13 protein-coding genes are annotated in these 19662 nt (G+C 66.0%); 10 read left to right on the top strand and 3 right to left on the bottom strand.

Features of this window, described 5'->3' with window-relative positions:
* Positions 1 to 49: 49 nt before the first annotated feature.
* Entirely contained in the window at positions 50 to 373 is a 324-nt protein-coding gene (locus QZ294_RS10850) for a hypothetical protein (RefSeq protein ID WP_297050852.1), read from the bottom strand.
* Positions 374 to 519: 146 nt separating this feature from the next.
* On the opposite strand from QZ294_RS10850, the gene QZ294_RS10845 reads away from it, so the two are divergent.
* Complete coding sequence (locus QZ294_RS10845; RefSeq protein ID WP_297050843.1) at positions 520 to 1956, top strand: DnaA/Hda family protein; 1437 nt, start codon at positions 520 to 522, stop codon at positions 1954 to 1956.
* A 115-nt stretch (positions 1957 to 2071) separates the two neighbouring features.
* Here the strand turns inward: QZ294_RS10845 and QZ294_RS10840 are convergent, their stop codons facing one another.
* Positions 2072 to 4135 (bottom strand): elongation factor G, encoded by a 2064-nt coding sequence (locus tag QZ294_RS10840; protein ID WP_297050832.1) that lies wholly within the window; start codon positions 4133 to 4135, stop codon positions 2072 to 2074.
* Between the two features lie 245 nt (positions 4136 to 4380).
* Between QZ294_RS10840 and QZ294_RS10835 the strand changes: the two genes are divergently transcribed.
* From QZ294_RS10835 to QZ294_RS11035, 8 genes are all read left to right on the top strand, one after another.
* Positions 4381 to 5547, top strand: coding sequence for a nitronate monooxygenase (locus QZ294_RS10835; RefSeq protein WP_297050824.1), 1167 nt, complete (start codon positions 4381 to 4383; stop codon positions 5545 to 5547).
* A gap of 263 nt (positions 5548 to 5810) precedes the next feature.
* Positions 5811 to 6173 (top strand): STAS domain-containing protein, encoded by a 363-nt coding sequence (locus QZ294_RS10830; RefSeq protein WP_297050813.1) that lies wholly within the window; start codon positions 5811 to 5813, stop codon positions 6171 to 6173.
* A 65-nt stretch (positions 6174 to 6238) separates the two neighbouring features.
* Positions 6239 to 7378, top strand: a complete 1140-nt coding sequence (locus QZ294_RS10825) for a FapA family protein (RefSeq protein WP_297050809.1) — start codon at positions 6239 to 6241, stop codon at positions 7376 to 7378.
* A complete protein-coding gene (locus QZ294_RS10820; protein WP_297050805.1) occupies positions 7375 to 9150 on the top strand; it encodes a glycosyltransferase in 1776 nt (591 codons plus the stop codon). Before QZ294_RS10825 ends, QZ294_RS10820 begins: the two co-directional genes overlap by 4 nt.
* Positions 9147 to 10550: a glycosyltransferase family 9 protein gene (locus QZ294_RS10815; protein ID WP_297050800.1), complete on the top strand. Its 1404-nt coding sequence runs from the start codon at positions 9147 to 9149 to the stop codon at positions 10548 to 10550. The genes QZ294_RS10820 and QZ294_RS10815 overlap by 4 nt, the downstream gene beginning before the upstream one ends.
* Positions 10551 to 10660: 110 nt before the next feature.
* The gene (locus tag QZ294_RS10810) at positions 10661 to 16264 is read left to right on the top strand and encodes an MG2 domain-containing protein (RefSeq protein ID WP_297050791.1); all 5604 of its coding nucleotides are present in this window, start codon (positions 10661 to 10663) and stop codon (positions 16262 to 16264) included.
* 25 nt (positions 16265 to 16289) lie between these two features.
* Complete coding sequence (gene pbpC, locus QZ294_RS10805; RefSeq protein ID WP_297050786.1) at positions 16290 to 18647, top strand: penicillin-binding protein 1C; 2358 nt, start codon at positions 16290 to 16292, stop codon at positions 18645 to 18647.
* A gap of 74 nt (positions 18648 to 18721) precedes the next feature.
* Entirely contained in the window at positions 18722 to 18934 is a 213-nt protein-coding gene (locus QZ294_RS11035) for a 4Fe-4S dicluster-binding protein (RefSeq protein WP_366140581.1), read from the top strand.
* Between the two features lie 40 nt (positions 18935 to 18974).
* Here the strand turns inward: QZ294_RS11035 and QZ294_RS10800 are convergent, their stop codons facing one another.
* Entirely contained in the window at positions 18975 to 19226 is a 252-nt protein-coding gene (locus tag QZ294_RS10800; protein ID WP_297050781.1) for a hypothetical protein, read from the bottom strand.
* Between QZ294_RS10800 and QZ294_RS10795 the strand changes: the two genes are divergently transcribed.
* Positions 19225 to 19533: a 4Fe-4S binding protein gene (locus QZ294_RS10795; protein ID WP_297050773.1), complete on the top strand. Its 309-nt coding sequence runs from the start codon at positions 19225 to 19227 to the stop codon at positions 19531 to 19533. The two genes, QZ294_RS10800 and QZ294_RS10795, sit on opposite strands and share 2 nt — an antisense overlap.
* Positions 19534 to 19662: the final 129 nt, after the last annotated feature.

The following is a 19662-nucleotide window of genomic DNA, read 5'->3' as shown; positions in this document are numbered from 1 at the left end:
GCCGCAAAACCCTTACGGGTTTTGTAGTGTCTACTTTTGCAAGTAGACACTAGCCTGCGCGTGCTGGTTGAAGCGCGCCGCGTTCCAACCATACGGCCATTTTCCGCAAAGGGCGATGCCAGGGAAGGCGTCGCCCTTTGCGCTGCGGAAACGCCGCGGCCCTGCCGTTTGGGGGCTGTGCCCTCGCCGGGCGGCAGAAGCCTTGCCGGTTTTCCGCCATGAATGGAGCATTGCTGAAAAAGGAAAAAAATGAAGAAATCATACAAAAAATGGAGATAATCAAAAATCGTATTGTGGAAAAATTTTTTTTAAATCTGTGCATATCGTGCTTGCCAAGGGGAAAACCGTTGCCCCGCAAGCGTTTCTCCGGCATGCCACTTCTCCAAGTTTTATGAAAAAAATCTTTTATTCCAAAATGTTATGACTTTCATTCTTTGGGGAAAGCAAAAGGCGCTCCAGCCGGGGACAGAGGCGTGCTCTCCGTTGCCTGTCCCGGTGCCTCGGGCTATATGCCTACCCATGCAAGGCAAATGGGCGGATATTTCTGCAAATCTCAAGAAAATGCTGGATCCCGGCATTTTCAAGGTCTGGATCGCACCGTTGCGCGCCTCGGTCGAAGGCGCGGAACTGCGACTGACCGTGCCCAGCGCCTATATGGCGGAATGGCTCGAGCGGCATTTGCTGGCGAAGCTTCGGGAGGCGGCGGCACCTGTGCTTGCCGTGCCGCCGGAGGCCGTCAGGGTGCGGCTGGATGTGGCGGACGGCGTCCATGGGCGTGGCGCCGCATCGGGATGTGCCAGCGCTGGCGCGCTTGTGGCTGGCGTTGTGCCCGATCTGGGGCGCCGTGCGCGCGCGGAAGCCGTCACGCAAATCCCTCTGCCGCAGGTGCCGCGGCCGCTGACGGAGCCAGCCCGTTTTCCGATAGTCGGCTGGCGCCACAGCTTTGAGGATTTCATTATCGGGCCGAGCAACAGCATGGCCGTGGCCGCCGCGCGGGATATCTGCCGGCAGGGCGGCCAGGTCCGCACGCTTTTTGTCGCCGGCGCTTCCGGACTGGGCAAGACGCATCTCACCCAGTCCGCAGGGCAGGCCATCAGCGGCGAAGGCGCCAATCTGCGGATAGCGTACCTGACCGCGGAGGAATTTGCCTCCCGTTTTGTCCAGTCGCTGAAAAGCCAGGACCTGGAGGGCTTCAAGAGCCGCTTGCGGGATCTGGACGTCCTGCTGCTGGAGGATGTGCATTTTTTCCAGCGCAAGAAGGCCATGCAGGAACTGGCGCTTGCGGTGATCAAGGGCCTTCAGGACCGCGGCGGCCGCGTCATCCTGACCTCTTCCTTTGCCCCGCGCGAACTCCGGGACATGGACCCTCAGCTCGTGTCCCATTTCTGTTCCGGCATTCTCACGAGCATCGGGCGCCCGGACAGGGAAATGCGCGGCCGCATCCTCACGCACAAGGCCAGAAGTTTTCAGGTCATGCTGCCGGACGCGGTCCGGGATCTGCTCGCCTCGCGGCTGCATGGCGATGTCCGCCAGCTGGAATCCTGCCTGAACAGTCTGATTTTCAAGGCGCGTCTGCTCAATTGCGGCCTGAATGTGGATCTGGCGATGGAAGTGGTGGGGCAGTACGCGGGCATCGAGCAGGGCCTGGATATGGAGTCCATCATCCGCCTTGTCTGCGAAAGCTACGGACTCAGCGAGACGCAGCTGCGTTCCCGTTCCCGCCGTCAGGAGTGCGTCCAGGGGCGCAACACGGTATTTTATCTTGCGCGCAAGCACACCGAACTTTCCCTGGAGGACATCGGGAGCGCCTTCAATCGCCGTCATTCCACTGTATTGCGGAGCATTACCGCCGTGGAGCGCGAGCTTGCCAGGGAAACGCGACTGGGCCGGCAGATCGCCCGCGCCGTCAGCCTCATCGAGCGGAGCGCCGGTTGCGGCGTCCCCCCGCAGGCATAGCGGCGCAGGGCCTGCCCCCTCCATAACATCCCGAGATCCCGGGAAACGCGAAATCCGCGCAAAAAAAGGGGCGCCCCGGGGCGCCCCTTTTTCATGAGCTGGGGAGAGCGGCGGCTCATTCCGCGGCGCGCGCGGCCTCATGCTCGGCAATGACCTTTTCGGCCACCGGCTGGGGCGCTTCCTCGTAATGGTCGAATTCCATGGTGAAGAAGCCCTGGCCGCCCGTCATGGAGCGCAGGTCCGGCGCATAGCGGAGCACTTCGCTCATGGGCACATGGGCCTTGATTTCCGTAAGGCCGCCCTGCGAGTCGGAACCCAGCACCTTGCCGCGCCGCGAGGAAAGGTCGCCGATGACATCGCCCATGCTCTCATCGGGGATGGATACCGTAAGCAGGACGATGGGTTCCAGCAGCACGGGCCTGAGCGTTTCCATGGCCTTCTTGAAAGCCAGGGAACCCGCCACCTTGAAGGCCATTTCCGAAGAGTCCACCGTGTGGTAGCTGCCGTCGTACACCTTGACGCGGAAGTCCACCACCTGGCAGCCCGCGAGGAATCCCCGGCTGGCGGCCTCCTGGATGCCCTTGTCGATGGCCGGGATATACTGGCGGGGAATGACGCCGCCCACGATGGCATCTTCAAAAACATAGCCCGAGCCGCGCGGCATGCCTTCCATTTCGATCCAGCAGTCGCCGAACTGACCACGGCCGCCGGACTGCTTCTTGTGGCGTCCCTGCACCTGGCACTTGCCGCGCACGGTCTCGCGGTAGGGCACCTTGGGCGTCTTGAGCACAATGTCGGTCTTGAAACGGCGTTTGGCCTTTTCCACGGAAAGCTCGATATGGAGCTGGCCCATGCCGGAGAGAAGGATATCGCCGGTTTCCTCGTCACGCCCGAGCTTGAGGGTGATGTCCTCGTCAAGGAGGCGCTGCATGGCCGCATAGACTTTGTCTTCCTCGCCTTTTTCCCTGGGGGCGAGGGCATAGGTGATGAGCTGCGGCGGCAGTTCGGGCACGGCCAGGGCAAAGGGCGCTTTTTCGTCGCAGAGCGTGTCGCCGGTGCGGGTGTTTTTGAGTTTGGCTACGGCCACGATGGCGCCGGGACCCGCCGGTTCCTTGCAGGGCGTCTGGTTTTTGCCCACGAGATACAGCAGGTTGCCGAGGCGTTCCGTCTCGTCGCTGCGCATGTTTTTGAGCGTGGCATCACCGTTGATGGTGCCGGAGAGGACGCGCAGCAGGGAGAGCTGGCCCGCGAAGGGATCGGCCAGGGTCTTGAAGACGAAGCAGGCCAGGGGAGCCTCGGGGTCGGCAGCGCGTTCGGCGCCGTCCTGACCGACAAAGGGCGGCCGGTCGAGGGGCGATGGCAGAAGCGCCTCCACCGCGTCCAGAATGCCCTTGCCGCCCTTGTTTTCCAGGGCGGAGCAGGTCAGCACGGGCACCAGTTCGCCGTTGCGGACGCCCAGGCGCAGCCCGGCCTGAAGGTCCTCGAGGGAGAGGCTGCCTTCTTCAAGATATTTTTCCATGAGGACTTCATCGCTCTCGGCGATGTTTTCCACCGTGACATCGCGGAGCAGGGCCATGTCATCGGCGAGCGCCCCGGGGACGTCCGTCTCTTCGAGAGCGCCGTCCTGGCCGAAGCGCCAGGCCTTGCCGGAAAGCACATCCGCCACGCCGGCGAAAACGTCGCCCTCCATGATGGGGAGCTGGAGCGCCACGGGTTTGATGCCAAGCGCGGCCAGGCCGTCAAAGGCCATGTGGAAGTCCGCGCGGTCGCGGTCGAGCTTGTTGATGACGGCGACGGCCGGCAGGTTTTCCGCGCGCACGAGGCTCCAGAATTTTTTGGTCAGCGGGCGCACGCCGTCCACGGCATCCAGAACGAAGAGCACGCTGTCCACGCCCTTGAGCAGGCATTCCATGTCGCCGGTGAAGTTGCCGTCACCGGGCACGTCCACGAGGAAGTGGCGGTTCTTGTTCCAGAGAAAGGTCGCCACTGCGGGCTGGATGGAGCCGCGGCGCCGCACTTCTTCCGGCTCGTAGTCAAGGCTGGTGCTGCCGTCCTCGATGGCCCCCATGCGCGTGATGGCGCCGGCATTGAAAAGGAGCATTTCGGCCAGGGATGTTTTGCCGCAGCCGCCGGTGCCGACGAGCGCGTATGTGCGTTGGGTTTCCAAAGGACTTGGCATGGTCTTCTCCCTCTGATAACGGTATGCGGAAAAAAGAAGGGCCGTCTCTCTGATTCCGAACCACCATACAGGCATGCCACAAAAAAGAAAAGAGGTCCCCCCGCGGGAAATGCCCGCCGCCGCCTTCCATTTGCCTTGCGTCTTGCGCGCCATGGCTCTATATTGGAACAATCACGATGGAATCCGTCCGGCGATTTCGCGCCGGCATCCGGCCACAGCGGCCAGCAGCCCCGGGAGGTTCATCCATGGCATTTCCAGTATTGCAGCTTGGCGATCTTGTTGCCAAAATTCCCGTCGTCCAGGGGGGCATGGGCGTCGGCATTTCCCTCTCCGGGCTTGCTTCCGCCGTTGCCAATCAGGGGGGCATCGGCGTCATTGCCGGCGCCATGATCGGCATGCGGGAGCCGGATGTTGCCAGAAATCCCATTGAGGCCAATGTCCGCGCGCTCCGCAACGAGATCCGCAAGGCCCGCGAACTCAGCAGCGGCATCATCGGCGTCAATATCATGGTGGCGCTCACCACCTTCAGCCAGATGGTGCGCGAAGCCATTGAAAGCAAGGTGGACATCATCTTTTCCGGGGCGGGCCTGCCGCTCGACATGCCCCGGCACCTGCGCGAACTCTGCGAGGAAAAGAAAGAGGAATTCAAGACCAAGCTCGTGCCCATCGTCTCCTCCGGGCGCGCGGCAACGGTCATCGCCAAAAAGTGGCTGTCGCGTTTCGGCTACCTGCCGGATGCCTATGTGGTCGAAGGCCCCAAGGCCGGCGGCCATCTCGGCTTCAAGCGGGACGAGATCACCGAACCCCGCCATGCGCTGGAGGTCCTGGTGCCCGAGGTGGTGGAAGCGGTCAAGCCGCTGGAGGACGCTCACGGCCGCGCGGTGCCGGTCATTGCGGCGGGCGGTGTCTATTCCGGCGCGGACATCAAGAAATTTCTCGATCTCGGCGCCGCGGGCGTCCAGATGGGCACGCGTTTTGTTGCCACCCATGAATGCGATGCCGACGAGCGCTTCAAGCAGTCCTACCTGGCGGCGCGCGAAGAGGACGTGACCATCATCAGCAGCCCCGTGGGCATGCCGGGCCGGGCGCTCACCAACGACTTCATCCGCGCGGCCCGCGACGGCCTGAAAAAGCCGTTCAAGTGCATCTTCCACTGCGTGAGCACCTGCCAGCAGGAAAAGACCCCCTATTGCATCGCGCAGGCCCTGATCAGCGCCATGCGCGGCAATCTGGAACGCGGCTTTGCCTTTTGCGGCGAAAACGTGTCCCGGGTGAACAAGATCGTTTCCGTGCGCGAACTCATGGACTCCCTGCAGCGCGAGTTTGACGAGGCCATGACCTCGCTTGGCAAGGGCGTCCAGAACGTGCAGGCCCGTCTTGCGCGCACTGCCCCCCAGGAGGGGACGCGCTAGCGGTTTGGTACTGAAAGTATCCAGACCGCTCTGGCGGATGCGGGAGCGGGCGCCCGCGCCGACAAAAAATGCTCCAGGGCTGGTCTGTTGTCCAAAAAAGGCGCCGCCTGACGGGCAGGCGGCCGATTGCCGCGAGGGCGGCGGCGTCGGGTTCATGCCGCCAGATTCCGGAGCCGGTGTCCCCGGTTTCCGACTGCGGAAAAGGCCGGCGGCTTTGCGCCGAACGGCAGCCGCGCTGCCGCGTGAGGCCCAAGGAGGCCGCAGTGTACGCTCTTGATGTGCAGAATCACGGCGCAACGCTCTCGGTGCGTCTGACGGGCGATGTGCTCATGGAGGATGTGGCGTCCTTCAACAAGGTCATGCGCGAACACAGCAAGACCCCCGGCATCACCCAGATGGTGCTCGACCTCGGCAGTACGGGCCGCATGGACGCTTCCGGCCTGGGCGTTCTTGTGAGCCTCAATACCTCCATGCAACGCTACGGGCGCCGTCTTGTCCTCCTGAGTCCGGCTCCGCATATAACGAAACTTTTGCAACAGGCCGAGATCGAGGGATTTTTTCCCTCCTGCGAAAGCGAGGAAGAACTCAGGAATTTCATCCCCGAGGCGTGCGCCCCGGCCCGGTGAATCCCCGGCGGCGATTCCGGTCCTCCACGGCGTCTGGCTGTGCGCCCCTTTCATGGACGGTGCCTGTGCGTTACTATCTGCGACACTATTTCAATCCTGATTTCGACTATCTTCGCGCCAAGCCCGGCGGCGGCGTCGGCACGGACGAGAACGCGGATCTTTACAGCCTCGGCTATGTGCAGAATGTCATTGCCGGGCAGATCCTCGCCGAGATGGTCCCCCTTGACGAGCTGGAGGAAGAGCCGGACCCGCGTTTCGTGCGTTCCGGCGAGGATTTCCCCGCCGGCGCCAATACCCGGGTGGACCCCGCCTATCCCCGCTATCTCCTGGCGACGGCCAAGGGCTATGTCTTCTATAACGAAGGCAGGATCACGGTCAAAAGCCTGCTCAATGTCCGCCGGGATGTCAGCTTCCACACCGGGAATATCTTTTTTGTGGGCGATATGGCCGTCCACGGCTCGGTGCGTTCCGGCTTCTCCGTCCAGGCGAACAATCTGCGCATCATGGGGATGGTGGAAGGCGGCGTTGTCCGCGCGCGCCGGGACCTCATGGTGGAAGGCGGCGCCCGGGGCGGTTCCGGGCAGCACTGTCTGCTCGATTCGGGCGGCAAGCTTCTCGTCCCCTTTCTGGAAAAGGTGGAGGCGCGGGCACGCGGCAATATGCTCATCGACAAGTATTGCCTCTACAGCACCGTCTATGCCGGGGCCAACATGGTGGTGCGGGGCCAGATGTACGGCAGCACGGTCAACGCCTACGGCAGCGTCCATGTGGGCGCCCAGCTGGGCAACCGGGCGGCGGTGCCCACCAAGGTCTATCTGGGCTATGACCCCCTGAACATCCGGCATCTGGAAAAGATCGACCAGATGATCGCCACCCTTTCCCAGACCATCACCCACCTCAAGGCGGTGGCGGGGCATCTTCCGCCGGACGCCAGCGAGGCGTCGCGCAAGCTGGCCCGGCTGACCGCGCAGCGCGAGGTCATCATGCGCCGCCGGACAGAGCTGTGGACGCATCTTTCGCAGGATGAGACCTCTCTGCAATCCTGCCGCCTCATGGTGGCGGGCACTGTCCATCCCGGTGTGGAGATCTCCATCGGCAGGGCTTTCATGCTGGTGGAACGGCCGTACGAGAATGTGCTCTTCCGCCTGTGCTACAATGACATCGTGGTGGAGCCGCTGCCCGCGCCCGCGAAGGCCGCCCGGTGAGGAAACAGCCGGCCTGCGCCGCGTCGCGGTATGAGTCCGTGCCCGCGCCGGAAGGGACGGGCACAGCCGACATCATCGTCCATGAAAAGGGACGCACCTTTGCCATGCTCGGCCCTGGTGGCGCCCGGCGGGAACTGGCAGCGGTAGAGACTTTTCTGGCGACAGCCGGCGCCGGGACCGCCGAAAGGCCAGGGCAGGCCCTTCCCGTCCTGCTGGGCGCGGGCCTCGGGCATGCGCTCCGGCGGCTCCTGGACGCCTGGGACGGCCCTGTGGCGGTGGTGGACAAGGAGCGTGAGCTTGAGCCGCTCACCGGCACTCTGGCAGGTCTTCCCGAGGCGGCGCGGGCGCGCGTGTTCCTGGTGGACAGCCCCGACCCCGCTTCCGCCCTGCGCCAGCTCACGCGCTGGCAGCTGGAGCATGGCGGCGCGCCCCTCACGCCGCTGCCGCTGGCATTTTACCAGCGTCTGGACAAGGGCTATTACGGGACCGTGCGCGACAGCCTGAACGCCAGCGCGCGTTTTGATTTCTGGAGCCGCGCCGTCCGGCCCCGCTTTCGGGACGCGAAGCCCCGGGTCCTCCTGCTGACGAGCAAGTATTTTCTCATGGGGGAGTTGGAGGGCGCCTGCCGCAACCTCGGCATCGAGTACAGGCTCGTCGCGGTGGGCAATGAGTCCGTGGCGCAGGATGCCTTTGTGCGCCAGTTGCTGGAGGCGGTGCTTTCCTTCAGGCCGGATTGCTGCATCACGCTCAATCATATGGGCGTGGATGTGGAAGGCGTGCTCATGGATCTGCTCGGCAGGCTCCAGTTGCCGCTGGCCTCGTGGTTTGTGGATAATCCGCATCTCATCATCCATCTGTATGCGCGCTGCGTGAGTCCGTGGACGACCCTGTTCACCTGGGACGCCGACAATGTGGCAAGCCTTGAGGCCGCGGGCTTCGCGCATGTGCGCTATCTGCCCCTGGGCACCGACCCCGGGCGCTTCACGCCCACGCGGCAGTCCGTGCCGGAATCGTGGAAGGCGGACGTCTCCTTTGTGGGCAATTCCATGCTCTACAAGGTGGGGGGCAGGCTGAAGAGCGGGCGCTTCCCGAGGCCGCTGCTCCTGCCGTTCCGCAAGATCTCCCGCGCCTTTGCCGACAGCGAGTTCCGGGGGGTGGCGGATTTTCTCCGCCAATGTTTCCCCGAGGTCCATGCCCGGTATCTCCAGCTGCCCGACAATGAGGCCCGGCTGGCCTATGAGACCGCCATCACCTGGCAGGCGACGCGCCTGTACCGCAATGATTGCGTGCGGCGCCTCCTGCCGTTCCGGCCGCTCATCGTTGGCGACAGCGGCTGGAAGATCGAGTTCCGCCATGAGGCGCGGCAGCCCCGCTATCTGGACGCGTTGAGCTACTATTCGCAGCTTCCGGCCTTTTACGGGCATTCGGCCATCAATTTCAACAGCACGAGCAAGCAGATGAAGGGCGCGGTCAATCAGCGCGTCTTTGACGTGCCCGCCGCGGGGTCCTTTGTGCTTACGGACTGGCGCCCGCAGATGGAACAGCTCTTCACGCCCGATGAAATGGCCTGTTACCGCGATCCGGAAGAGATCCCCGATCTGGTGCGCCATTACCTGGCGCACCCCGGCGAACGGAACCGGCTGGTCACGGCGGCGCGGCGCCGGGTGCTCGCCTGCCATACCTGGGCGCACCGGCTCAAGGCCCTGCTTGACGAAATGCGCGCTGTGTATGGCACGCCGGCCTCGGGCGCGCCCGCGCGGACGGACGGATGAGCGCCGACCCGGTCCTGATCCTCCAGTTGCGGCGCATGGGGGATCTGATCCTCACGTTTCCTCTCCTGCTGGCCCTGGGGCGCCGGTATCCGGGCCACCCGCTCTGGGTGGCGGCGGACCCCCGCTTTTTCCGGGAACTCATGCCGCTGGCGCCGGAGGCCGTGTTTTTCCCGCCGGAGCATCTGCCCATGCTGGCGCGGCGCGGCTACGCCGCGGCCATCAATCTCGACACCAGGCCGGAAGCCGCCGCCTGCATGGCGGCCCTCGAGGCGCCGCTCAAATTCGGCCCCATGGCGGAGGAGGACGGGCTGCGTATCCACGGGTTCTGGCAACTGTACCGTGCGGCGCTCACCCGCAACAATCGTCACAATGCCTTTCATTGGGCGGACCTGCACCGGCTGGACGTGCTGCCGCCGGGTCCGTGGTGGCCCGGAGCGACACCGGGAGCTTCCCGCGCGCGCGCCACGGCGGGGGGGGAGAGGATAGGCCTTGTCCTGGGCGCCAGCGAGGCCGTCAAGCGCCCCGATGCCAGATTCTGGGCGCGGCTGGCCGCCCGTCTGGTCAGGGCCGGCCTGGTGCCGCTCCTGCTGGGCGGCGCCGCCGAGCGCGAGCTGGGCGCGGAGGTCGCGCGCCTTGCGCGGTTGCCGCAGGCCAATCTGTGCGGGCGGCTCTCCCTGCGCGAGGTGGCCGCCGTCATGCGCGGGCTGGCGCTCTGCGTCACGCCCGACACCGGTCCCATGCATCTGGCGGACTGGCTGGGCGTTCCCGTGCTCGATCTCTCCATGGGTCCGGTGCACGCGCGCGAGACGGGTCCCGTCTCACCGGGGCAGTGGGTGCTTCGTGCCGCCATGAGCTGCGTCGGTTGCTGGAGCTGCCGCCAGGCCCGTTGTTCCTGCAAGGCGGCGTTCACGCCGGAAGGCGTGGGCCGGGCGGTGCTTGCCCTTCTGGATCAGCCCCGGGGCATTCCCGGGGGGGGGGACGTGGCCTGGCCCGGCCTGCGCCTGCTGCGGACCGGGCGTGATGCCCTGGGGCTGCATACCCTCGTCCCGGTGGGAAACGTCCCTTCGGTGGGGAGGTCGCTGGAAGATTTCTGGCAGGCCGCCTTCCTCTGTTTTGCTGGGGAGGATCTCGCCCCTCAGCTGCGGCTCCGGGCAGATGCCCTTCGTGCGGCCGCGCCCGCCCTGGGCGAACGCCTTCGCCTGGCCCTGGACAGGATGCTCACGGGCTGGGCGCGCGGGGGCGGTCGCCCGCTCCCCGAAAACTTCTGGGCGACGCAGCCGCCCCTGCTGCGGATCTTCGCGGGCCACGCCCAGATGACGCTCCAGAATGCGGATTTTTCCAAAAGCGCGTGGCGGTGCGTGCTGGAGAGGGCGGAACTGCTGCACAGGGTCCTGGCATGATATCCGGCCGGTCCTTTTGGCTGCCCGCCCCGGGGAAAGGCGCAGGAACGCGGGTGGAGGCGGCGTGCCCCTGTGCTGCCGTGCGCCGCATTTTTTGTTCGAGGCTGCATATGCGTCAGTATCCAGGATCCGTTTCCGTTCCGGCCCTTGCCCTGCTTGTCTGCCTTTTCCTCGCCGTTGCCGCTGCGCCGGGCGCGCATGCGGCCACGGCAAGGGAACCGGCATACCGCGCGGCGACCCTGACCGCCAATTATCCCTGGCAGGAAGGTCTGGACATCCTCCTGCGACCGGACGAATCCCGTTGCCGGGCCGCCTACGGCGGCAAATGGCGCGTCAGATGCGCCACCGCCCTGGGCCGGCCCGGCGACACGGCGACGGGCATCCGTCTTTCTCCCGAGGTGCCGGGGCACTGGCAATGGCGTGACAGCGCCACCCTGCGGTTCGTGCCCGCCGAGGGCGCGGCCATCCGGCCCGGCACAGCGTACCGCGCGGACCTGGAGGATCTGCCCCTGCCGCCCTCCGTTGTCCTGGACAAGCTGCGGCTTTCCCTGACCACCCCGCCGTTGAGCGTGCGTCTGGTGGGCAGCCACTTCTGGACAGACCCTGCGCCCAGGGCCGGGCATCGCCTTTCGGCGTCGCTGGAATTCAATTATCCCGTGGGCGCCGGCGCGCCGGACATCACGCTTGCCGCTCCTGCCGGTGCGCGTTTCGGGCAGCCGGAAATGGTCTGGAACCAGGAACGGGACGCGGTCAATCTTTCCTGGCCCGTGCTCCGGCTTCCCGAGCGGGGCGGCGAGGCGCGCATCACTGTCGGCGGTCTGGGACAGTTCGGACTCGACGACGGCAAGCCGGTGGTTTTTCCGCCGTCCGGACAGGCAAAGGGGACCGTTTTTCGCCAGAACATCCCGGGTACGGACACCCTTTTCCACATCACGGCGGCACGGGTGGAGGAACACCTGGACGAGGAGCTTGACCGCGGGTATGTGCTCCAGCTTGAGGCGTCGCTGTACGCGCGGCCGGAAGAAGTGCTCCGACACCTTGAGGTCCGGGAACTGCCCATCTTTGCCTCGCAGGAAGCCGCGCGCCCCTGTGATTGGGAGTCCGCACCGGCGGTTCCCGCCGCGGCCCTGGAGCGCGGCCGCAGGTTGACGCCGGAAGCGCTGGAAAAGGACGACGCCCCGCTTGCGAAACTGCGTTTCCGTCTGCCTGCCGTCACTTCCGGCAGCTATGTGCTGGTGACGGTGGGCAAGGGGTGCGCTTCCGCCTCGGGACATACGCTGGAACGGCCCTGGCGCAAGGTTTTGCGCGCGCACCCGCGCGACGCCGCACTGGGCTTTCTTCAGCCCGGCAATGTGCTGCCGCTTTCCGGCAAGCGCCTTCTGGATATTTACGCAACGGACCTCGATGCCGTGCGCTGGCGCGTCCAGCAAACGCGCGAGCCTTTTCTGGCGTTGCTGGCGGCCGGTTCCGGGGCGGCGTTTGATGCCCCGCTGGGGCGCGCGGGGCTGGAGATGGATGTCGTAAGTTCCAGCGCGGAGGGCGAGCTTCCCCTGGCGCCGGCCGCGCCCGGGGAGGCGCAGTTCACGGCTCTGGACCTCGGGCCGGTCCTGGACAGGCGCGGCGCCGACGGGAGCAGCCTCATGCGCGTGCAGCTTATCGGGGTCCGCAATGGCAAGGAGGTCGCGACGGTTTCGCGCCTCGTCCTGGCAACGGATCTGGGGCTTATGGTCAAGCGCGCGCCCCTTGGCGACTTCACCTGCTTTGTCCATTCCCTCTCCGGGGGCACCGCCGTGGACGGCGCCATGGTCAGCATCCTCGGGACCAATGGCCGCCCCGTGGCCCAGGGCAGGACCGACGGACGCGGGCATGTGGCGTTCCCCTCCCTGTCGGGCCTTCGCCGGGAGGCGCGCCCGGTGGCCGCTGTGGCGGAATCGAACGGCGATCTTGCGTGGCTGCCCCTGGAGGATGCCACGAGGGAAGCGAAGTATTCGGAATTTCCTGTGGGCGGCCGGCATTCCGCTCCTGGCGGCCTTATTGCCTATGTGTTCAGCCAGCGCGGCATCTATCGGCCGGGAGAGACCCTGCATTTCGGATGCATCACGCGCCGCGCGGATTTTGCCTGCGTTCCCGCCGACCTGCCCTTGCGCGCGGAAATGCGCGACCCGCGCGGTGCAGTCGTCCTGAGGCGCGATTTTCCCGCCGGGGAATACGGCATGGCGCTTCTGGACTGGATGGCGCCCGAGGGCGCTGCCAGCGGCACCTATACCTTGGATGTGCGCCCGGCCGGTTCCCGGGAGGTGCTCGGCTCTGCCGCCGTGCGGGTGGAGGAGTTCCAGCCCGAAACGCTGCGGCTCCATGTGGGCGTGCCCACAAGAAAGGGCTGGCTGCCGGTGACGGACGATACCGCCGCCGCTGTCACCGTGGCCTTGCGGAATCTTTACGGCGCGCCCGCCGCGGGCCGCAAGGTCCGGGCGCGTGTGGCGCTGGCGCCGGCGGAGTTCCGGTTCACGGGGTATGAGGGCTATGTTTTCACCGATGCCGCCCGCTTCACAGGCCGTCCGCAGGAGCGCCGTCTGCCCGAGGTCGTGACCGGGCCGGATGGCACGGCTGCCGTGCCGTTGCCCGCGGACATGCTCGGGGGCGCCTCGGTGCGCGTTGCCGTTGCCGCTGAGGGATTTGAGGCGGACGGCGGCAGGGCGACGCTGGGCACGGGGAGCTTTCTTGCCTCCCCCCTGACCCGGATGGTCGGGTATCGCCCGGTGGGCGCGCTGACCAATCTGGACTTCATTCCCCAGGGGCAGCGGGCGGAGCTTGAGTTTCTTGCCGTTGATCCGGAACTGCGCCGGGTCTCTCTGGAAGGGCTGGAGTTTTCCGTTGCCGCGCGCCGTTATGTCACAAGTCTGGTCTCCGACGGCAACGGCGGGTATCGCTATGATGAAGTGCCCGTGGATGCGGCGTCCACCACTGTGCGGCATGCCATTCCGGAAAGCGGGCTGCGCTTTTCGCTGCCGGTCGATGAAGCCGGAGAGTATCTGCTGACCGTGCGCGATGCGTCGGGGGCAGTGCTTGCCTCGGTGCCGTATGCCGTGGCGGGCGAGCGCCCAGAAGCCCCGGACGCCCTGCCGGCTGCCGCCCGTTTGCGTCTGCGGCTGGACAGGGAACGGTATGCGGCCGGGGAAAGCATCGCTCTTTCGCTTTCGTTGCCGTACGCGGGCACCGGTCTGATAACCCTTGAACGCGAAGGCGTCGCGGCATTCGCCTGGTTTGAGGCCCCGGCGGGCGACAGGGTGGAACGCATCGTCATTCCCGAGGGATTTGAAGGGCGCGGCTACGTCAATGTTTCCTTCACCCGTTCGCCGGACTCGCCGGCGATCTATATGTCGCCGCACTGCTTCGCCGTGGCCCCGTTCAGCGCGGGCATCAGCGCGCGCGACATGGATCTTCGGCTCAGCGCGCCGGAAACGGTCCTGCCGGGGACCACGTTGCGCGTGGAGGCGCGCGCCGGGAAAAAGGGCAAAGCCGTGATTTTCGCTGTGGATGAGGGGGTGCTCCAGCTCACGCGGTCCGCAACGCCCGCGCCCCTTGCCGCCCTGCTTGAAGATCGCGCGCTGGAGGTGAAAACGCTCCAGGCGCTTGACCTGCTCATGCCCGACCATGCCCGCCTTGCCAGGCGCATTTCCGCCTTTGGCGGTGGCATGGCGGGCGCGCCCTTTGGCGCGCGGTTCCAGAATCCGTTCAAGCGCCGGAACGAGCCGCCGGTAGCCACCTGGTCAGCGCTTGTGGACGTGGGTCCGCAAGCGCGGCCGGTGGAGATCCCCCTGCCCGCCTATTATACCGGCACCTTGCGGATCATGGCCGTGGGCGTTGCCGATGCCGCTGCGGGTTCGGCCGCCCTCACGTCCGTGGTGACGGCTCCCCTGGTGCTGACGCCCCGGCTGCCGCTCGCCGTGTCGCCCGGGGATGTCTTCGAGGGCGCGCTCATCCTTGCCAATACCTCCGACAGGGCCGCGGAGGTGACGCTTGCGGCGCGGGCGGACGATTCCCTGACTTTTGAGGAGCCGCTGCCGGAGCGGCTCACGGTGGCGGCCGGCGCGGAAACCGTCGTTCCCTTCCGGATGCGGGCGCTGGAAACGCCGGGCGCGGCGGAGGTGCATTTCAGCGTGTACAGCGGTGATACGGCCACGACACGGAGTGTCTCCCTCTCCGTGCGCCCGGCCTCTCCGCTGGCAACGACCCTTCAGGCCGGTGTTCTCGAGCGCTCGGCCCTGCTGCCGGAAGGGCGTGACGTCTATGCCGCTGGCGCCGCGAGCGAACTTGCGGTTTCCGCGTTGCCCCTGCCGCTGGCGCGCGGCTTCGCCGCCTATCTGGAATCCTGGCCGTATGGCTGCACCGAGCAACTGGTGAGCCGGGCCTTTGCCGCCCTGCTCCTGCGGCAGTATCCGCCAATGTCCACCGGCGCGGGGGAAGGGGCGGCGACCGCCGGGGACCCCATCGGCGATGCCATTGGCGCCATCCGCAGCCGTTCCGCGGGCACGGGAGGAAACGGCGTCGGCTTGTGGCCTGATGCGCCCGCGGACAAGCTGCTCACGGCCTATGCGGTGGATTTTCTGCTCACCCTGCGCGAAACAGGCGCCACCGGGACGGAGGACCTGCTGGAGCCTCTCTGCGATGCCGTGGAACGGGGCTGTGCGCTCAACGAGTCCACGCTTGCGGCGGCGCGGACCGCCGCCTACGGCATCTGGGTCCTGACCCGGGAAGGACGCATCACGACCCAGCTTTTGGAAAATCTGCTCATGGCGCTGGAGGAACGCCAGATACCCGGCTGGCGCTCGGACATCACGGCCGTTCTGGTGGCCGCGAGCCAGCGCGAGCTGCACATGCGCCCCACGGTGGAACTGGTCAGCCCGACATGCGCGGCGGAAGGCTGGTTTGATGGATACGCCCAGCAGGCCTTGTACATGACTGTCCTCGCGCGCTCATTCCCGCATCTCTGCGGCCCGCAGGAAAAGGCCGCCTTTTTTGCGGCCACGGAGCAGGCGCTCATACGCGGGAGTTTCGCCACCTTTTCGGCAAGCCAGGGCATTCGGGCGCTTCTGGCGCTGGGCGGCGCCGCCGCGCCGGACATGGGCGCGACACGGCTTGCCTGCGTGCAAGGCGGCGAACCCGGGGAAATGCGTGCCCAAGGCGCCCTGCTCCGACTGGCGGTGCCCCTGTGCCGCCGCTACGGAGTGGAGATGGCGCCGGACGCGCCGCCGCTCTACTGGCAGGTGGCGACCACGGGATTTGGCCGCACTCCCCCCGCTGAGGCCCGGAGCCATGGCATTGAAGTCAGCCGCGTCTATCTTGATGCGGCGGGCCGCCCCCTCCAGTCCGTCCGCCAGGGCGAGGTGGTGACGGTCAGGATCACGGCCCGCGCCATGGAGGCGCGGCTTGCGGAGTGCGTCATCAGCGATCTCCTGCCCGGGGGCTTTGAAATGGTCCTTGCCGCAAACGGGGAGGGCGCGCCGCTTCCCCCCGGTGTCAGGCTTGCGGACCGGCGCGAGGATCGCCTGCTCCTGTTCGCGGATCTTACCAGTGAGCCGCTGGTCTTCACCTATCGCATCCGCGCGGTGAATCGCGGCGCGTTCGCCGTTCCGCCCATCCACGGGCAGGCCATGTATGAGCAGGCGAAATACGGGCACGGCGCGGCAGGCGCGATCGAGGTACGGCCATGAACGAAGATCCCCATGGGGAGCTGCCGTGAACATCGGCACGGCGCTTTTCCGTCGGGCGACGCATGCCGCGGCCATGATCAGGCGCCCGCGACGCTGCCTCCTGCCGGCGCTGGCGGGCCTGGCGGTGCTCCTCCTCGCGTATGCGGCTCTGGGGCTGGTGACGCCGCCGCCCCTGCTGGAGGGCGTTCCCTTCGGCCGCGTGGCGCTTGACGCGGAGGGCGGCATCCTGCGCCTGCGCCTTGCGGAGGACGGCAGATACCGCCTGCGGGTGGGGCTGGATGCCGTGGCGCCCGAAGCCGTGCGCGCGCTGCTCCACTATGAGGACAGGTATTTTTTTCTGCATCCGGGCGTCAACCCGTTTTCCCTGCTCCGGGCCGCGGCGCAGACCTGGCTGGGCGGTTCGCGGCGTCTGGGCGCCTCGACCATCAGCATGCAGGTGGCGCGGCTGCGCCTTGGGCTGCGTACCGCGAGCCTTTCGGGAAAGCTGCGCCAGATCTGGGCGGCCCTGTTGCTGGAGCGGCACCATACCAAGCAGGAATTGCTGGAGGCCTATTTCAACCTCGCCCCCTACGGGGGGAATATCGAGGGCATCGAAGCTGCGGCCCGCATCTATTTCGGCAAAACGGCTGCCCGGCTGAGCGAGCTTGAGTGTCACGCCCTGGCTGTGGTGCCGCAGAATCCCGTGCGGCGCGCCCCGGCAGGCGGCACGGAGTTCCAGGCGGCACGGGCGCGGCTTGAGCGGGAGCTTTCCGGATCGGGTCCGGAGGCGCTGGTGCCACCGTTGCGCGTGCGCTCTCCGGCCCGGTTGCCGTTCGGCGCGCCGCATCTTGTCACGGAACTCCTGGGGGATGGTCCGGGGGGAGGCGGCACGGTCCAGACATGCATTGCGCCCGGTCTTCAGCGCCTGCTGGAAGAGACCCTGGCTGTCCATGCGGCGCGCGGGTACCGGTATGGCATCACCAATGCCGCCGCCATCCTTGTCCATGCGCCGACCATGCAGGTCCGTGCCTTGGCCGGTTCGGCGGATTTTTTTTCGGCGGCCATTTCCGGGCAGGTGGATGGCACCCGCGCCCGGCGTTCGCCCGGTTCGACGCTCAAGCCCTTCATCTATGCCCTGGCGCTGGAAGAAGGACTCATTCATCCCATGACCCTTTTGAATGACAGCCCCCGTTCCTTTGGCGGCTATGATCCGGAAAATTTCGACAAGGGCTTTCGCGGGCCGCTGCCCGCGCGCGAGGCGCTCCGCTCCAGCCGCAACCTGCCCGCCATTACCCTTGCGGAGCAACTGCGCCGGCCCGGCCTGTACGGATTTTTACGCAAGGCCGGGGTGCGGCTGGCGCAGGGTCCCGAACACTACGGGCTTGCCCTCGTTCTGGGTGGGGCGGAAGTTTCCCCGCGCGAACTGGCCGGCCTTTACGCCATGTTGCTCAACCAGGGCCTGTGGCAGCCCTTGCGGCTGACATCGGATGACCGGCGGGAACCGCCACGGCGGCTGCTTTCTCCCGAAGCGGCCCATGTGGCATTGCGCATGCTGGAGCGCGAGGATCTGGTCCTTGCGGGCATGGGCGGGACCGCCCTTCCCGTCCGTTGCAAGACGGGCACCTCCAATGGCTTTCGTGATGCCTGGACGGCCGGGTCCTTCGGGGACTATGTGCTTGTGGTCTGGGTGGGGAATTTTGACAACAGCGCCGATCCACGGCTTGTGGGCGCGGAGGCGGCCCTGCCGCTCTTTATGGAGATCGGCCGTGGCGTGGCGGCGCGGCAGCCCCTGCGCGACCGCTTGCGGGATGCCGAGCGGGAGCTGAACATCGTCACGCTTCAGGTTTGTGCGGCCACGGGGGATCTGGATATTTCACGCTGCGCCGATACGGCGGAAACGCTGTTCATCCCCGGAGTGTCGCCCACGCGGGACAGCGGGGTGCTCCGGCCCCTTCTGATCGACAGGGCCACCGGGCTTCGGGCCTGCGATGAAGCGTCCGGCGGCACAACGACCGTTTACTGGGAGTTCTGGTCCACGGAACAGCGCCGCATTTTCGCCCAGGCGGGAATACACAAGCCGTTGCCGCCGGAGTGGCTGCCGGAATGCCGGGGCGCCGACCGTCGCGGGAACGGGGGAAAGCCGCCGCGCATCCTCCTGCCCAAAAAGCATGTCACCTATCATCACGCCGGAGCACGCGGGCGGGGCATACCTCTCCAGGCCTCCACCGAGGCGGACGTGAAGCGCGTCCACTGGTTCGCGGGCGCCCACTACCTTGGCGTTTCCGCGCCTGACGAGATACTGTTCTGGCGGCCGCCAGTGGGGCAGGGCCGTGTGGAACTGGTGGCCGTGGATGACAAGGGACGGAGCGTGCGCCAGGTCTGTCGCATCGAACCGTTGCCCTGAGGCCGTCATGCTGTCGGGAACCGAACGCCGCGCCGTTCGCCGGAAAAGAGTCGGGCAGACAAGGGGGGATACTGATGCCATCCAGACGCCATGCCAGGGTCGATCAAAAAACTTGTGTCGCCTGCGGCACCTGTGAAACTGTGTGTCCCCGCCGCGCCGCTCTGGTCATGCATGGCTGCTGGGCCGAGATCAGGGACGACGTGTGCGTCGGCTGCGGCAGATGCGCCGCATCCTGTCCGGCAAACTGCATTGAACTCGTGGAGAGGCAAGGGCGGGACGGGCAATGAAGCGACATTGGTACGACTATCTGTGGTTATGGACACTCCTCTATTTCAGCCTGGGGTTTTTCAATATCCTTTTCGCCTGGCTGGGAATGATCGACTTCTTGGTCCCTCTTGCTCTTGCCGTTTTTGGAGGGAACAAGCTGTTTTGCAACCATTTTTGCGGACGCGGCCAGTTGTGCATGAAAATCGGGCATGACTTAAAATGCTCGCGGAACAGGCCGACACCCGCGTGGCTGTATTCCCCATGGTTCAGGTACGGATTTCTGGCCTTTTTTCTGGCGGTTTTCGGGAACATGCTTTTCCAGACCTGGCTGGTGGGCGCCGGGGCAGGCTCCCTGCGGCAGACCGTCAGCCTGTTCTGGACATTCCAGCTCCCCTGGCACTGGGCATATACGGAAACATCCGTACCGGCATGGGCGGCCCAGTTCAGTTTTGGCTTTTACAGCATCATGCTCACCTCGTTTCTTCTCGGCCTTGTGATGATGGCCCTGTACAGGCCGAGAACCTGGTGCGCCTTCTGCCCCATGGGCACCATGACACAGGCGATCTGCAAGCTGAAATTCAGGAAGCGCGCGGGAATGCCTGAAACGGGGAAACGCTGACGCCCCTCCGGTGCTGCCACCGATGTGGTGGGGAAAATCTGTGCGCGTCTTGGGAAAAGGCTGTGTCGCGCGCTAGGGTCTACTTGCAAAAGTAGACACTACAAAACCCGTAAGGGTTTTGCGGCGGCA

Origin of the sequence: uncultured Desulfovibrio sp. (genome assembly GCF_910584445.1) — a bacterium.
Taxonomy (GTDB): Bacteria; Desulfobacterota; Desulfovibrionia; order Desulfovibrionales; family Desulfovibrionaceae; genus Desulfovibrio.
Note: the sequence above shows the minus strand (reverse complement) of the source record. Positions and strands in the feature narration are given on the sequence as shown.

What these genes read in the sequence shown, in the direction of transcription:
- QZ294_RS10815 (WP_297050800.1), top strand. Translation starts at nt 9,147, where the DNA reads ATGAGCGCCGACCCGGTCCTGATCCTCCAGTTGCGGCGCATGGGGGAT.
- QZ294_RS10840 (WP_297050832.1), bottom strand. Translation starts at nt 4,135, where the DNA reads ATGCCAAGTCCTTTGGAAACCCAACGCACATACGCGCTCGTCGGCACC.
- QZ294_RS10810 (WP_297050791.1), top strand. Translation starts at nt 10,661, where the DNA reads ATGCGTCAGTATCCAGGATCCGTTTCCGTTCCGGCCCTTGCCCTGCTT.
- QZ294_RS10835 (WP_297050824.1), top strand. Translation starts at nt 4,381, where the DNA reads ATGGCATTTCCAGTATTGCAGCTTGGCGATCTTGTTGCCAAAATTCCC.
- QZ294_RS10850 (WP_297050852.1), bottom strand. Translation starts at nt 373, where the DNA reads ATGCCGGAGAAACGCTTGCGGGGCAACGGTTTTCCCCTTGGCAAGCAC.
- QZ294_RS10800 (WP_297050781.1), bottom strand. Translation starts at nt 19,226, where the DNA reads ATGTTCCCGAAAACCGCCAGAAAAAAGGCCAGAAATCCGTACCTGAAC.
- QZ294_RS11035 (WP_366140581.1), top strand. Translation starts at nt 18,722, where the DNA reads ATGCCATCCAGACGCCATGCCAGGGTCGATCAAAAAACTTGTGTCGCC.
- QZ294_RS10795 (WP_297050773.1), top strand. Translation starts at nt 19,225, where the DNA reads ATGCTTTTCCAGACCTGGCTGGTGGGCGCCGGGGCAGGCTCCCTGCGG.
- QZ294_RS10845 (WP_297050843.1), top strand. Translation starts at nt 520, where the DNA reads ATGCAAGGCAAATGGGCGGATATTTCTGCAAATCTCAAGAAAATGCTG.